15 protein-coding genes are annotated in these 14,007 nt (G+C 74.0%); 11 read left to right on the top strand and 4 right to left on the bottom strand.

Annotated features, from left to right (window positions below):
* Positions 1-92: 92 nt before the first annotated feature.
* Positions 93-1,160: an ABC transporter ATP-binding protein gene (locus AC4H2H_RS14890; RefSeq protein WP_494371592.1), complete on the top strand. Its 1,068-nt coding sequence runs from the start codon at positions 93-95 to the stop codon at positions 1,158-1,160.
* Positions 1,157-1,987, top strand: coding sequence for an ABC transporter permease (locus AC4H2H_RS14885; RefSeq protein WP_494371591.1), 831 nt, complete (start codon positions 1,157-1,159; stop codon positions 1,985-1,987). Before AC4H2H_RS14890 ends, AC4H2H_RS14885 begins: the two co-directional genes overlap by 4 nt.
* Before the next feature lie 21 nt (positions 1,988-2,008).
* Here the strand turns inward: AC4H2H_RS14885 and AC4H2H_RS14880 are convergent, their stop codons facing one another.
* Positions 2,009-2,899, bottom strand: a complete 891-nt coding sequence (locus AC4H2H_RS14880) for a LysR family transcriptional regulator (RefSeq protein ID WP_494371590.1) — start codon at positions 2,897-2,899, stop codon at positions 2,009-2,011.
* 124 nt (positions 2,900-3,023) lie between these two features.
* Here AC4H2H_RS14880 and AC4H2H_RS14875 point away from each other — a divergent pair, with 124 nt between their 5' ends.
* The 3 genes from AC4H2H_RS14875 to AC4H2H_RS14865 are packed head-to-tail and all read left to right on the top strand — an operon-like array spanning position 3,024 to position 4,534.
* Positions 3,024-3,599, top strand: coding sequence for a dihydrofolate reductase family protein (locus AC4H2H_RS14875; RefSeq protein ID WP_494371589.1), 576 nt, complete (start codon positions 3,024-3,026; stop codon positions 3,597-3,599).
* The gene (locus AC4H2H_RS14870; protein WP_494371588.1) at positions 3,592-3,789 is read left to right on the top strand and encodes a hypothetical protein; all 198 of its coding nucleotides are present in this window, start codon (positions 3,592-3,594) and stop codon (positions 3,787-3,789) included. The genes AC4H2H_RS14875 and AC4H2H_RS14870 overlap by 8 nt, the downstream gene beginning before the upstream one ends.
* 10 nt (positions 3,790-3,799) lie before the next feature.
* Positions 3,800-4,534 carry a glutamine amidotransferase gene (locus tag AC4H2H_RS14865; RefSeq protein ID WP_494371587.1) on the top strand — a complete coding sequence of 245 codons (735 nt, stop codon included), beginning with the start codon at positions 3,800-3,802 and terminating at the stop codon, positions 4,532-4,534.
* Between the two features lie 102 nt (positions 4,535-4,636).
* Here AC4H2H_RS14865 and AC4H2H_RS14860 read toward each other — a convergent pair whose 3' ends face one another.
* Positions 4,637-5,587 (bottom strand): sulfite exporter TauE/SafE family protein, encoded by a 951-nt coding sequence (locus AC4H2H_RS14860; protein WP_494371586.1) that lies wholly within the window; start codon positions 5,585-5,587, stop codon positions 4,637-4,639.
* A 456-nt stretch (positions 5,588-6,043) separates the two neighbouring features.
* Positions 6,044-6,502 carry an RrF2 family transcriptional regulator gene (locus tag AC4H2H_RS14855; RefSeq protein WP_494371585.1) on the bottom strand — a complete coding sequence of 153 codons (459 nt, stop codon included), beginning with the start codon at positions 6,500-6,502 and terminating at the stop codon, positions 6,044-6,046.
* An 86-nt stretch (positions 6,503-6,588) separates the two neighbouring features.
* Here AC4H2H_RS14855 and AC4H2H_RS14850 point away from each other — a divergent pair, with 86 nt between their 5' ends.
* On the top strand, positions 6,589-7,389 hold the full coding sequence (locus AC4H2H_RS14850) for an alpha/beta fold hydrolase (protein ID WP_494371584.1): 801 nt from the start codon (positions 6,589-6,591) through the stop codon (positions 7,387-7,389).
* Positions 7,389-8,954 carry a PP2C family protein-serine/threonine phosphatase gene (locus AC4H2H_RS14845; protein ID WP_494371583.1) on the top strand — a complete coding sequence of 522 codons (1,566 nt, stop codon included), beginning with the start codon at positions 7,389-7,391 and terminating at the stop codon, positions 8,952-8,954. The genes AC4H2H_RS14850 and AC4H2H_RS14845 overlap by 1 nt, the downstream gene beginning before the upstream one ends.
* Here AC4H2H_RS14845 and AC4H2H_RS14840 read toward each other — a convergent pair.
* Positions 8,928-9,425: an NUDIX hydrolase gene (locus AC4H2H_RS14840; RefSeq protein ID WP_494371582.1), complete on the bottom strand. Its 498-nt coding sequence runs from the start codon at positions 9,423-9,425 to the stop codon at positions 8,928-8,930. The genes AC4H2H_RS14845 and AC4H2H_RS14840 overlap by 27 nt on opposite strands.
* Before the next feature lie 381 nt (positions 9,426-9,806).
* Between AC4H2H_RS14840 and AC4H2H_RS14835 the strand changes: the two genes are divergently transcribed.
* From AC4H2H_RS14835 to AC4H2H_RS14820, 4 genes are all read left to right on the top strand, one after another.
* Complete coding sequence (locus tag AC4H2H_RS14835) at positions 9,807-10,910, top strand: 3-deoxy-7-phosphoheptulonate synthase (protein WP_494371618.1); 1,104 nt, start codon at positions 9,807-9,809, stop codon at positions 10,908-10,910.
* Between the two features lie 139 nt (positions 10,911-11,049).
* Positions 11,050-12,579: a glycoside hydrolase family 76 protein gene (locus AC4H2H_RS14830; protein ID WP_494371581.1), complete on the top strand. Its 1,530-nt coding sequence runs from the start codon at positions 11,050-11,052 to the stop codon at positions 12,577-12,579.
* 78 nt (positions 12,580-12,657) lie between these two features.
* A complete protein-coding gene (sigK, locus tag AC4H2H_RS14825; RefSeq protein WP_494371580.1) occupies positions 12,658-13,236 on the top strand; it encodes an ECF RNA polymerase sigma factor SigK in 579 nt (192 codons plus the stop codon).
* Positions 13,229-13,996: an anti-sigma factor gene (locus AC4H2H_RS14820; protein WP_494371579.1), complete on the top strand. Its 768-nt coding sequence runs from the start codon at positions 13,229-13,231 to the stop codon at positions 13,994-13,996. Before sigK ends, AC4H2H_RS14820 begins: the two co-directional genes overlap by 8 nt.
* Positions 13,997-14,007 lie beyond the last annotated feature (11 nt).

The following is a 14,007-nucleotide window of genomic DNA, read 5'->3' as shown; positions in this document are numbered from 1 at the left end:
CCCGCACGACCTCCAGCACGCCCCTCCCTCACCGTCCACCGGGCGGCGCGCCGCGCCGTCCGTGGGTGCCGCACACCCTCGAGGAGACCACCATGAGCACCGCATCACCCCCCGCCGGGGGGTCCACCACCACTGCGGCCACGCCGTCGCGCACCCTGCCCGACGCCGGGGCGCCCGTCGTCGAGGTCCGCAACCTCCGCAAGACCTACCCGGGGCCGAAGGGCTGCACCGAGCGCAAGGTCGCCGTCGAGGACGTGAGCTTCTCGATCGCTCCCGGCGAGATCTTCGGCATCCTCGGCCCCAACGGCGCCGGGAAGACGACGACGGTCGAGTGCCTCGCGGGGCTGCGCGAGGCCGACGGCGGCACGGTCCGCGTGCTGGGCGTCGACCCGCAGGCGGACCCGGCGGCCGTGCGCGACGCCGTCGGCGTCCAGCTCCAGGAGGCCGCCCTCAACGAGAAGATCACGGTCGACGAGGCGCTGCGGCTCTTCGCGTCGTTCTACGAGTCGCCGGCGGACGTCGAGGAGCTCCTCGAGCTGCTCGACCTCGCCGAGCACCGCGGCGTCGGGTTCGCGAAGCTCTCGGGCGGGCAGAAGCAGCGCCTGTCGATCGCGCTCGCGCTCGTCGGAAACCCGCGCGTCGCGATCCTCGACGAGCTGACCACGGGTCTCGACCCGGCGGCCCGGCGTGCGACCTGGGAGCTCGTGGAGCGGGTGCGCGACCGCGGCGTGACGATCCTGCTCGTCACGCACTTCATGGACGAGGCGGAACGCCTGTGCGACCGGCTCGTCATCATCGACCGCGGCCGCGTGGTCGCGCAGGGCACGCCCGCGGAGCTCATCGACACCGTGGACACCTCGCGCACCCTCCGGCTCCGCGCCCCTGCCGCGGACCACGACCTCGCGCTCCACACGCTCGCCGGTCTCGCGGACGTCGAGCGGGTCGAGGTGACTGGCAGCGAGATCGAGGTGACGGGCTCGCGCCGGGTGCTGCTCGCCGTCGTGCTCGCGCTCGCGGAGCACGAGATCGTGCCCGACGACGTCCGGACCGTCTCCCGGTCCCTCGAGGACGTCTTCGTGGCCGTGACCGGCCGCACGTACGACCCCGCGGCGACCGCCGTCCGCACCACCACCCGCACGAACCGAGGAGAGGACCGATGAGCACCACGACGACCACGACCAGGGGCGTGTCGACCGCACGCGCCCCGCGCAGCCCGGCCCGCGGGTCGGGGTGGCGCGGGTTCCCCACCCTGCTCACCACCGAGGCGCGGCTGTGGCTGCGCGACCCGGGCACGGTGTTCTTCTCGCTCGCGTTCCCGACGGTCCTGCTCGTCGGGATCGGCTTCGCCATCCCGGGCATGCGCGACCCGATCGAGGGCATGGGCGCCGAGTGGGAAGGGCTCACCGCGATCGCGGCGTACGTGCCGGTCGTCCTGGCGGCCGCGATCGCGACGCCGGCGCTCACGACGATGCCCGTCTACTTCGCGACCTTCCGGGAGAAGGGGCTGCTGCGCCGGCTCTCGACGACGCCGATGCGCCCGCAGGGGATCGTGGTGGCGCACCTGCTGATCAACCTCGTGGCCGTCGTCCTCGCGGCGGCGATCGCGCTCGTCGTCGGGCAGCTCGTGTTCGGGCTCACCGCTCCCCAGAACGTCGGGACGGTCGTGCTCGCGTTCGTGCTCGGCGTCGCGTCGATGTACTCGCTCGGCACGCTCGTCGCGGCCCGCGTGCCCAAGGCGAGCACGGCGTCGGCGATCGGGACGCTCATCTACTTCCCGCTGCTGTTCCTCTCCGGCCTGTGGACGCCGGGGCCGATCATGCCCGACGTGATCGAGCAGATCGGGAAGTTCACGCCGCTCGGCGCCGCCGCCCAGGCCATGACGGCGGGCTGGTTCGAGCCCGGGTTCCCGACGCTGCAGATGGTCGTCATGGCGGTCTGGACCGCCGTGCTGCTCCCGCTGGGCATCAAGCTCTTCCGCTGGAGCTGAGCGGCGACCTCGCGAACGCCGTCAGATCGCCCGCGAGCCCAGCTCGCGGGCGATCTCGGCGAACGCGCGCAGCTCGGGGGTCTCATGCTCCCGCAGCCACGTCAGGACCCACTCGGTGTCGAGGACGTCGGTGATCGGCACGTAGACCACGCCGGGGTGGGAGTAGTAGCGCCGCACGTGGGCGTTGAGCGGCGTGACGGCCTCGCCGGCGGCGACCGCCGTCAGCACCTCGTGGAACGACCGCGCCACGGGTCCCCGCAGCACGGCGCGGCCCGACGGCGTCCGGCGGGGCACCATCGACTCCTCCCAGTAGCCGGGGACGGCGGCACCCACGTCCACCACGGTGTGGTCGCCGAGCACCTCGATCGACACCTCGTCCTCGCCTGCGAGCGGGTGCCCCGCCGCCACCGCGAGCACGCGGCCCTCCGTGAGCACACGGGGCCCGACGACGACGTCGGGCTCCCGGACGGGCGCCCACGTCACCTGCACGTCGGCCTCGCCGTCGCGGAGGGCCCCGAACGGGTCGGAGAAGTGGAACTCGCGCTGCTCGACCGAGCACGCGGGGTGGCGTTCGGTGAAGGCCTTCACCACGGGGAGCATCTCGTGGCCGACGATCCCCATCGCCGCCAGCCGCAGCGTCCCGGTCGGTCGCTCGCCCGTGCGGCTCGCGGCGGCCAGGCCCGACTGGATGAGCTCGTACCCCTGGCGCAGGTCGTCGCGCAGGCGTGCCCCGACGGGGGTCAGCTCCACGCGCCGGCTCGTGCGCTCGAACAGCACGGTGCCCATGCGCCGCTCCTGCCGGCTGATGGCCTGGCTCACGCGCGCGGGGGAGACGTGGAGCCGTTCCGCCGTCCGCCCGAAGTGGAGCTCGTCGGCCAGCGTCAGGAAGATCTCGATGTCCCGCAGGTCCACCCGTCACCTCTCGTCACTCCGCCCGGGCACGTCGTCGTCCGGGGCCGGGATCGTTCACCTGGCGTGATCGATTGTCCCAGGAAGTCTCATTGATCCCGTCTCGGGGTTCGTCGAGGCTCGAGCCATGAGACGACTCACCTACTTCGTCGCCCTGTCGATCGACGGCCGCATCTCCGGTCCCGACGACGAGGTCGACTTCTACCCGTCCTCCGACTCCTACAGCGCCCGCATGATCGAGAGCCACCCGGACGTGCTGCCGACGCACGGCCGCCGTCAGCTCGGCATCGACGACGAGCCGAACCGGACGTTCGACACGGTCGTCATGGGCCGCCGGACGTACCAGCCCGCGCTCGCCCTCGGGATCACGAGCCCGTACGAGCACCTGCGCCAGTACGTCGTGTCGACGTCGCAGCCCGAGCTCGACCCCGCCGTGACCGTGGTGCGGGACGACGCGGTCGGGTTCGTGCGGGCGCTCAAGGCCGAGGACTCGCCGCTCGACATCTACCTCGCGGGCGGGGGCGTCCTCGCCGGGTCGCTCCTCGGCGAGATCGACCGCCTGGTCGTCAAGCTGTACCCCGTGGTCGCCGGCGCCGGGCGCACCGCCTTCGGGTCGGTCGGCTTCCGCCCCACGACGTTCGACCTGGCCGACGTCACGACGTTCGACGGTGGCAACGCCGTCCTCACCTACGACCGTGGCTGACCATCCCGCCGTCCGGGCGCTCACGCGCCGGGCGACGATCTTCGCGGCGCGCGGCGTGGTGACGGTCCGGCTCCTGCGCGTGCGCGTCCGGCGTCGCATGCTGCCCGAGCGCGGCGTCGTGGCGTCGTCGGGCGAGGAGGAGGAGCCGGCGGGGAGGCGCTGGCAGGCGAGAGCAGGGACGCGCGCCTAGCCTGACCGGCATGAGGCCGTTCCTGCTGCTTGCGTCGCGCGCGGAGGACCCGGCGGCCGACGGCGAGCACGACGCGATGTGCCGTCACGCGGGCCTCCGGCCGGACGAGCTGCACCGCGTGCGGATGGAGGCCGGGCCGCTGCCGGCGATCGACCTCGACGACTACTCGGGCGTGATCGTCGGCGGCAGCCCGTTCGACTCCACGCTCCCGGACGCGCGCAAGTCCGCGACCCAGCGCCGCGTCGAGCGCGAGCTCGCGCCGCTGCTCGACCAGATGGTCGAGCGGGACTTCCCGTTCCTCGGCGCGTGCTACGGCGTCGGGACGCTCGGCCTGCACCAGGGCGCCGTGCTCGACCACACCTTCGCCGAGCCGATCTCGCCCGTGACGATCCGGCTCACCGCCGAGGGCCGGGCCGACCCGCTGCTCGTCGACGTGCCCGACGCGTTCGAGGCGTACGTCGGGCACAAGGAGGCCGTGCGCGAGCTGCCGCCGCACGCGGTGCTGCTCGCGTCGTCGGACACGTGCCCGGTCCAGATGTTCCGGGTCAAGGAGAACCTGTACGCGACGCAGTTCCACCCCGAGCTCGACCTCGACGGGATCCTCACCCGCATCGGCGTCTACCGGAGCTACGGGTACTTCCCGCCCGAGGCGGCCGGCGAGGTGGAGGACGTCGTGCGGCGCGGCGTCGTGTGGGCGCCGCACCGGATCCTCGCGGCGTTCGTCCGTCGCTACGCGCGCGACTGACGCCGCGCACCCTGCCGAGCATGCGATCGTCGCCCGTCGAGCATGTCGTCGTCGACCGTCCCGAGCTCGTGACGGGCCGCAACGACATGCTCGGCGGAGTCGTCAGCGGGTGGCGGGCTCCGGGGTCGTGCCCGACGGCGTCGCGACCTCGTCGGGCACCGGCGCCTCTGCGTGCGCCGCGTCGAGCGCGACGGCGCGGCGGTGGGCACGGACGGACCATGCGACGGCCGCGGCCCAGACCACCGCGACGAACGCGAGCACCACGCCCTGGACGGTGCCGCTCGCGTCGACCCAGTCGGACCGCAGCAGGGTGCGGACGTTCGTCAGCACGATGACCCCGCCGACGGCGGAACCGAGGATGCGCGGAGGCAGGAGCCGCACGAGCCAGGCGGCGATCGGGGCAGCGATCAACCCGCCCAGCAGCAGCGCCGCGACCCAGGTGAGGTCGATGCCCCGCGACCCGAGCGAGACGAGGAAGCCGAGCGACGCCGCGATCGCCACGAGGAACTCGCTCGTGTCGATCGACCCGATGACCTTGCGCGGCTCGATGCGGCCCGACGCGAGCAGCGCGGGCGTCCCCACCGGACCCCACCCGCCCCCGCCGGTCGCGTCGACGAACCCGGCAACCAGTCCGAGGGGGGTCAGGAATCTCTTGCGCAGCGGCAGACCGAGTCGCCCCTTCGGCAGCCCGACGAACGTGAACCGCGACAGCACGTAGACGCCGAGTGCGAGCAGCAGGAGCGACATGACCGGAGCGGCGAGCTCGGTCGAGAGGCTCGACAGGAACGTCGCGCCCGCGAAGGCGCCGACCGCGCCGGGCACGCCGATGCGCAGCACGACCTTCCAGTCGACGTTCCCGAACCGCCAGTGCGCCGCGCCGGACGCGAGCGTCGTGCCGATCTCCGCGAGGTGGATCGTCGCCGACGCCGCCGCCGGGTTGGTCCCGATCGCGAGCAGCAGCGTCGTCGACGTGACGCCGTACGCCATGCCGAGGCTGCCGTCGACGAGCTGCGCGCCGAGACCGACGAGGGCCAGCAAGATGAGTGTCCGCACCGCAGTCCTCCGAGCTCAGGGTCGCCGGACGGGCCGGCAAGTCCCGACAAGGTTGACCGAACGAGTCCAGTTTCAAAAGCACCAACCACATCGTGGGCCAGTGTTAACAGGTGTTGCTCGTGTTGCGACAGTGGTCGGGCTGGGTGGCCGGGGCGGGTCCGTCTCGCCCTGGTCGGTGCGCCTCTTGCCCGAGCCGCTGCGCCTCGGGCGGAAACTCACTTCTCGGCAGCGCGTCCGCGTCCTGAGGGGTGCGGTCGGTCGGTCCGCGTGCGGCGCCCGGAGGTGACGGGCAGGACGAGCGGTGGGGTGGGGCTGTGTGCGAAGGACGTCAAAGGCGCGCTCCCAGAAGCGAGGACGAGAGACCGGGGTGACGGCGCGCCAGTCCGAGCACACGGCCCCACCCCAGCGCGGACGCAACCACGGGCGTCGCGGACGCAACCACGCGCCGCCGGACGACTAGGGGTTCTCCCAGGCGTCGGCGCGCGCTGCGAGTGCTTGGACCTCGGGGGGCAGGTCGCGGGCGACGACGTCCGCGACGCTCACGCGGTCGAGGACGTCGCGGACGCTCGCGCGCAGCGCGACCCAGACGTCGAGCAGCCCGGCGGCGGAGCCGTCGTACTCGAGGCTCGGCGGGCGCTCGTCGCGGACGGTGACGAGCGGGCCGTCGACGGCGCGGAAGATGTCGGCGAGGGTGATCTCGGAGGCCGGTCGGGCGAGGCGGTGCCCGCCGGACCGACCGCGGACGCTCGCGACGATGCCCGCGCGTCGCAGGTCGCCGAGGATGCGCTCGAGGAAGCTCACCGGCAGGCCCTGACCCGTGGCGAGGTCCTCGGCGCGCACCGGGTCGCCGTGGGGCGACGCCGCGAGCTCGGCGCAGGCCCGCACGGCATAGTCCGCCTTCGCCGAGACACGCATGAGGACATTGTGCCGTGGACCGCGTGCGGGTTCTCACCCGGCCGCGCACTGCTCAGCGCCCTCTTCCACGCCCTACGCTGTGACGCGTGGACGTGCGCGAACGCAACAACGTGCGGGTCGTCGGGGCGGAGGGCCGACCGACGGTCGTCTTCGCGCACGGGTTCGGCTGCGACCAGTCGATGTGGCGCTTCGTCACGCCGGCGTTCGCCGTCGACCACCGCGTCGTCCTCTTCGACCACTCCGGGTGCGGCGCGTCCCATCCCGCGTCGTGGGACCCCGGTCGCCACGCCGACCTCGCGGGCTACGTCGCCGACACGATCGAGATCGTCGAGGACGTGGCGGACGAGCCTGTGGTCCTGGTCGGCCACTCGGTGAGCGCGATCATCTCGTTGCTCGTGGCGGTCGAGCGGCCCGACCTCATCGACCGGCTCGTGCTGGTCTGCCCGAGCCCGCGGTACATCGACGACGACGGCTATCGCGGCGGTTTCAGCGCGGTCGAGATCGACGAGCTGCTCGAGACGATGGACGTGAACTACCTCGACTGGACCCAGGCGATGGCGCCGGTGATCGTCGGCAACCCCGACCGGCCGGCGCTGGGTGACGAGCTCGTCGAGGTATTCCGCCGCAACGACCCGGCGGTCGCCCGCCAGTTCGCGCGCGTGACGTTCCTCGGCGACAACCGGGCCGACCTGGCTCGGGTACGCACCCCGAGCCTCGTCGTGCAGAGCCGCGAGGACGTCATCGCGCCGCTCGAGGTGGGGCGCTTCGTCCACGACCACGTCCCCGGCAGCGACTTCGTCGTCATCGACTCCGTCGGCCACTGCCCGAACCTCTCGCATCCCGACCTGCTGATCGGCGCGATGCGCGGCTGGCTCAGGGCGGGCTGATGCCGACGTCGCGGGCGGAGCGCTGGCGGCTCGCCCCGGTCGCCCTGCTGCTCCTCGACGCGGAGGCGCGCGTCCTGGACGTGAACGACGAGTTCCTGCGCCTGCTCGACGTCCCGGACGTGGAGGCGATCGCGGGTCGGCGGCTCGCCGACCTGCTCACCGTCGGCGGCCGCATCTACTGGGAGACCCACCTCGGTCCTCGGCTGCGCGAGGCGGGCCGTGTCGACGAGGTCGCCGTCGAGCTGCGGACGCCCACGGGCCGGGAGCCGATGCTGCTCACCGCGATCGAGCGCGACGTGCGCGGGGAGCGGCTCGTCGAGGTGGCGATGTTCTCGTCGCGTGAGCGCTCACGCTTCGAGCACGAGCTCGTCGCTGCGCGCCGCGCGGCCGAGGCGGCGGAGCGGCGCGTGCGGACGCTGCACGGGACCGCTGCCGACCTGGCGAGCGCGGCGGGGCTCGAGGGTGTGGCGAGCGTCCTCCTGCATGCCGCGGTGACGGTGCTCGGGGCGCAGGACGCCGCGCTGTGGGTGGCTCAGGACAGCCGCCGGCTGCGCCGCTGGGGCGGGGCCGTCGGCGGGGTCGCGCGCAGTGTGCCGTCGGCGGCGGAGTGGGTCGTCGACGCTCCGGCGACCGACGAGCTCACGGCGACGACGACTCGGGCGGACGGCGACGTCGTCGTACCGCTGCGGACGGCCGGCACGTTGCTCGGGGTGCTCGTCCTGCGACCGCGGCGAGCGCCGGGCGCCGAGGCGCTGGACCTGGGCACCGTCACCGCCGCCGGGCAGCTCGCGGCGCTCGCGCTCGCACGCGCGGAGACCCACGAGCAGAGCATGTCGGTCGCGACGGAGCTGCAGCGCGCGATGCTCGCCGGTGGGATCGTCAGCGACCCGCGCGTGAGCGTCGCGGCGCGCTACCGCCCGGGCGTGCACGACCTCCACGTGGGCGGGGACTGGTACGACACCTTCCTCGTCGCGCCCGACGCGCTCGCGGTGTCGGTGGGCGACGTCGTCGGGCGCGGGCTCGGGGCGGCGACGGCGATGGGGCAGCTCCGCACCGCGGCGCGTGCGGGGGCGGACGCCGGGCTCGGGCCCGAACGCGTCGTCGACCGGCTCGACCGGTTCGTCGAGCGTACGGGGACGGGCTTCATGGCGAGCCTCGTGTACGCGGAGCTCGGCCTCGTGGAAGGGTCGCTGCGGTACTCGTGCGCGGGGCATCTCCCGCCGCTGCTGGTCCGGGCCGGTGGCGACGCGGACTTCCTCTGGCTCGCGCGCTCCACCCCGCTCGGGGTGCGGGGGCCGACGCCGCGCGCCGCGGACCTCGTCTCGCTCGCCCCGGGCGACACGCTCGTGCTCTACACCGACGGCGTCGTCGAGAGGCGCGACCGCTCCCTCACGGCCGGGCTCGACGAGCTCGCCGAGGTCGTCGCGAACGCGTTCGCGGCGCGCGTGCCCGTCGACGAGGTGCTGGGCGCGCTCGTCGACCGGGCGGTGTCCCACGACGACGCGTGCGTCCTCGCGGTCCGCTGGCTCGGCCCGGGGTCAGCGCACGAAGAACGGTCCGGCTGACGGCTCGGCGAGCCACGCGCGCGCGTGCCCGAGCCGATCGACGGTCGAGCGTGCCAGGTCGTCGGGAAGCGCGTCCGGGCTGAACCACGCGACGTCGAGCGACTCGTCGTCGGCGACGCGGGCCTGCGCAGCGGCGGCCGGGGAGGCGGGCCGGCACAGGAACGCGAGGTCGAGGTACTGCGACCGGTCGCCGTTGGGGTACTCCATCGGCTCGGTGACGGTGACCGCGACGAGCGCGTCCACGACGACGTCGACGCCCGTCTCCTCGAGCACCTCGCGTGCGAGCCCGACGGCCGGGTCCTCACCCGGCTCGAGGATGCCGCTGATCACGGCCCACTGGCCCGTGTCGGCGCGCTGCCCGAGCAGCAGCCGGCCGTCGTCGTCCACGACGACGGCCGACACCCCCGGCATCCACAGCAGGTCGGTCCCGATCCGGGACCGGAGGGCGGCGACGAAGTCGGGGATCGGCATGGGCCGAGCATAGGGGTGACCGGGACGCGAGACGGGTCGGCCGCGCCTCCTAGCCCCTGTGCTACGGTCCCCTCGTGACTTCTCAGTGGTATCGGCGCTTTACGCAGGCTCCCGGTGGAGCCGTGCGGGCGCTCGCCTGACCACTTCCACCCGGAGCCAGCACAGGGCCTTGGACGCGACCGCGTCCGGGCCCTTCGTCGTGAGACGGGCCGCTCCGGGGATCACGGGCGGCAGCAGGCCGGTGAGGGCTTCCGTCGGACGACGGACCGAGAACCCCGCCGCACGAACCAGGAGCCTCCCGTGACCAGCACGACCACCCCGCCCGGACGCGCGACGTCCACGCCGTCGCTCGCGGTGTCGCCCGACGCGTCGTCGGACGACGTGACGAGTACCGTCGACCCCGTGGACAGCCCGGAGCTGCAGGCGCGCACGAGCGACCTGCGGGTGCGTGCGCTCGACGCGCTCCCCGCCCCGCGTGCGATGCTCGCCGACCTGCCGCTCGGCGCGACGCGCAGCGACCTCGTCATGACCTCGCGCCGCGAGGTCCGCGACGTCCTCGCGGGCGACGACGACCGCCTGCTCGTCATCGTCGGCCCGTGCTCCGTGCACGACCCCGACGCCGCGCTCGACTACGCGGGCAGGCTCGGCGCACTCGCACGTGACCTGTCGGACGACCTGATGATCGTCATGCGCGTGTACTTCGAGAAACCCCGCACGACGGTCGGGTGGAAGGGCCTCATCAACGACCCGCACCTCGACGGGTCGCACGACGTGCACCACGGCCTGCGCCTCGCGCGCGAGGTGCTGCTCGGCGTCCTCGACGCGGGCGTGCCCGCGGCGTGCGAGTTCCTCGAGCCCACGAGCCCGCAGTACATCGCCGACGCCGTGTCGTGGGGCGCGATCGGCGCGCGCAACGCCGAGTCGCAGGTGCACCGCCAGCTCGCGTCCGGCCTGTCGATGCCGATAGGGTTCAAGAACGCGACCGACGGTGACGTGCAGATCGCCGTCGACGGCTGCATCACCGCCGCGAGCGAGCACACGTTCTTCGGCATGGACTCCCTCGGGCGGGCCGCCGCCGTCGAGACCGCGGGCAACCCCGACTGCCACGTCATCCTGCGCGGCGGGCGGTCCGGCCCCAACTACGGGGCCGACGACGTCGCGGCGGCGCTCGCCGTCGCGCGCACGTCGGGTCTCGGCGGGGTCGCCGAGCACGGGCTGGTCGTCGACGCGTCGCACGGCAACTCCGGCAAGAGCCACGTGCGCCAGGCGGAGGTGGTGCGCGAGCTCTCGGCGCGCCTCGCCGACGGCGAGCAGGGGATCACGGGCCTCATGATGGAGAGCTTCCTCGTCGCGGGCGCGCAGAAGCCCGCGCCGAGCGGGCTCGTGTACGGGCAGTCGGTCACTGACGCGTGCATCGACTGGGAGACCACGGCCGGCCTGCTGCGCGAGCTCGCCGGGGCCGTGCGGATGCGCCGGGAGCGCTGAGCCCGAGCGCGGTCCTGTGGTCCGACGGCACGTTGCTGGGCGTCACACCCTTGCGGACAGCGCTGTCGGCGGGCAGTCTGGTGCCGACGTCCGGCAGCGCTGCCGACGGTCCGCGGATCGACACGACGAGGTGAGTCCCGTGAACGGCACGTCCCGCACGACGGTCCACAGCACGACCCCCGACGGAGCACCGAGGGGGGCCCGCCGGCGCGGACCTGTCGCGGTGCTCGCCGCCCTCGGGCTGACGGTGCCGCTCGGGGTGGTGGGCGTGGTCGCCACCGCGGCACCCGCCGCGGCGGCGCCCGTCTGCAACCTCCACTGCGACGCGCGCGACCCGGCGCTCGCGAGCGGGGACCGGACGCCGGTGAGCGCCACGGTGTCCGGGCGGACCGTCGTCCTGCACCTGAGCGACGCGGACCCGATGGGGTGGGCGTCGATCGACGGCGGCCGGGGCGGCGACGAGGTATGGCTCGACCGGTCGTTCGACGGCGGGAAGACCTGGGACGGCCTGCTCGGCGCGACGTCGGTCCCGGCCGGCGGCGCCGGGTGGCGCACCCAGATGTACAACAACGACGACTGGGCGAACCTCGGCGTCGGGGCGTTGCGCGCCTGCGGGCGCGCCACGGACACCGGCGCGATCGCGTGCACGCCGTGGGCCCGCACCACGTGGAACGCGGGGAACCGCGCGACGGCGGCGGCGACCGCGATGATGGCGACCTACGACGTCGACACCGGGCTCTTCAACGGCCACGACTGGTGGACGTCGGCGCCCGCGCTCTCGGCCGTCATCGAGAACGCCCGCGTCACCGGGATGGGCAGCTACCGGTACGCGTTGGGACGCACCTACGACCGCAACGTGAACCGCACGGACGGGGAGCACGAGGGCCAGTTCCGCAACGAGTACATCGACGACACGGGCTGGTGGGCCATGGTGTGGCTCGACGCCTACGACCTCACGGGCGAGCAGCGCTACCTGGACACGGCCCGGGTCGCGGCCGACCACATGCACGCGTACTGGGACGGCGCGTGCGGGGGCGGCGTCTACTGGAAGACGGACCGGGTCAACAAGGCGTCCATCGCGAACGTGCTCTACCTGCAGGTCAACGCCTCGCTGCACAACCGTCTCCCGGGCGACTCGACGTACCTCGCGCGCGCTCAGGCCGAGTGGGACTGGTTCCGCGGGACCGGGCTGATCCGCTCGGACGGGCTCGTCGTCGACGGGCTCTCGGCGAACGGGTGCACGCCGGGTGGCGCGACGTTCACCTACAACCAGGGCGTGCTGGTCTCCGGCCTCGTCGAGCTGTACGAGGCGACGGGCGACGGCGCGCTGCTCGACCAGGCACGGCGCACCGCGGACGCGATGACCCGCCCCGGTGGCGGGCTCACCACCTCGGCGGGCGTGCTGCGGGACCCGGCCGAGGGTTGGGACACGTGCCGCAACGACGGCGCGTCGTTCAAGGCGGGAGCGGTCCGCGGCCTCGTCGAGCTCGACCGGGTCCTGCCCGACCGGCCGTACGAGCAGTACCTCGACCACCAGGCGAGCACGGCGTACGCGAACGCGCGCAACGCCTTCGACCAGTACGGTTTCTCCTGGTCCGGGCCGGCGCCGGGGGACACCGGCACCGGGTGCCAGAGCAGCGCGCTCGCCGCGGTGAACGCGGCGCACTGACCGCAGGGGACCGGGTCGACCCATCCGCAACGGCCCGCGTGACGAACCTCGGCTGCAGGTGTGCGGCAGACTGGGCGCGTGCCACCACCCGCGAGGACGACCCCGCCGGGCGTCGTCGACGCCGCGCTGACCGCGTGCGCCGGCGGCGAACCGTCGGCGTTCGCCCCTGTCTACGATGCGCTCGCGCCCGCCGTGTACGGCACGGCGCTCGGCGTCCTCCGGGACCCGGACCACGCGGCGGAGGTGACCCAGGAGGTGATGGTCGAGGTGTGGCAGACGGCGGCACGGTTCGACGCCTCCCGCGGGTCCGCGCGCACGTGGGTCGTGACCCTCGCCCGGCGCCGCGCGGTCGACCGCGTGCGCTCGGAGCAGTCGCGCCGCGTCCGCGACCAGCGCGACGTCGACGGGCAGACGACGACGACCCGGCGCGACGCCGTCGTCGAGGAGGTCGAGCAGCGGCTCGAGGGGGCCGCCGTCCGACGCTGTCTCGACTCGCTCACCGCGACGCAGCGCGAGGCCGTCGTGCAGGCGTACTACGGCGGGCTGACGTACCGGGAGGTCGCCGAGCGCCTGGACGCCGGTCTGCCGACCGTGAAGTCTCGCATCCGCGACGGTCTCCTCCGCCTGCGCGACTGCCTGGGGGTGCGCCGTGGCTGACGAGACGCGCGAGCGGAAGACGGACGCGTGGGACCTCCTGCCCGTCTACGCGCTCGACGCCGTGGACGACCTGGAGCGTCGGGCGGTCGAGCGCCTGCTCGAGACCGACGCCGACGCGCGCCGGGCGCTCGACGAGTACCGCGACGTCGTCGCGGCCTTCGCGGCGGACGCCGCGCCACCGGTGCAGGTGCGCGAGGCGGTCCTCGCACGTGTCGCCGAGACGCCGCAGCACGGGTCCTCGCAGCGCGAGCCGTCGAGCTTCGGCGGCGGGCGGGCGTCCTCGTCCTCGGCGGGCGCGACGTCGTCCGCCCGTGCGCCGCGCCGCTGGGGCCTCGTCGCCGCGGCGGCCGCCGCGGTCGTCGCGGTCGCCGTCCCGACGACGGTCGCGGTCCGCGCGACGCAGGAGCAGGCGCGTCTCGAGGCCCAGGCAGAGGCGGTCGCCGAGATGCTGTCCGACCCGACGGCGACCATCGTGCGGGACGAGGTCGCGGGCGGCGGCGAGGCGTCCGTGCTGCTCGCGGGCGACGACTTCCTGTTCCGTGCGACCGGGCTGCCCGGCACGGCGGACGACGAGGACTACCAGCTGTGGGTCGTCGGGTCCGACGGCGGAGTCGTCCCGGCGGGTGTCCTCGCCGAGCGCGACGGCACGGTCGAGGAGCTCGTCCAGGACGTCCCCGGCGTCGGTGTCGCCGTGACGGTCGAGCCCGAGGGCGGGTCCGAGCAGCCGACCAGCGACCCGATCGTCGTCCTGAGCACCTGACGCCGGCCCGC

The sequence above is a fragment of the Cellulosimicrobium sp. BMG9.22 genome, from assembly GCF_059159975.1.
Note: the sequence above shows the minus strand (reverse complement) of the source record. Positions and strands in the feature narration are given on the sequence as shown.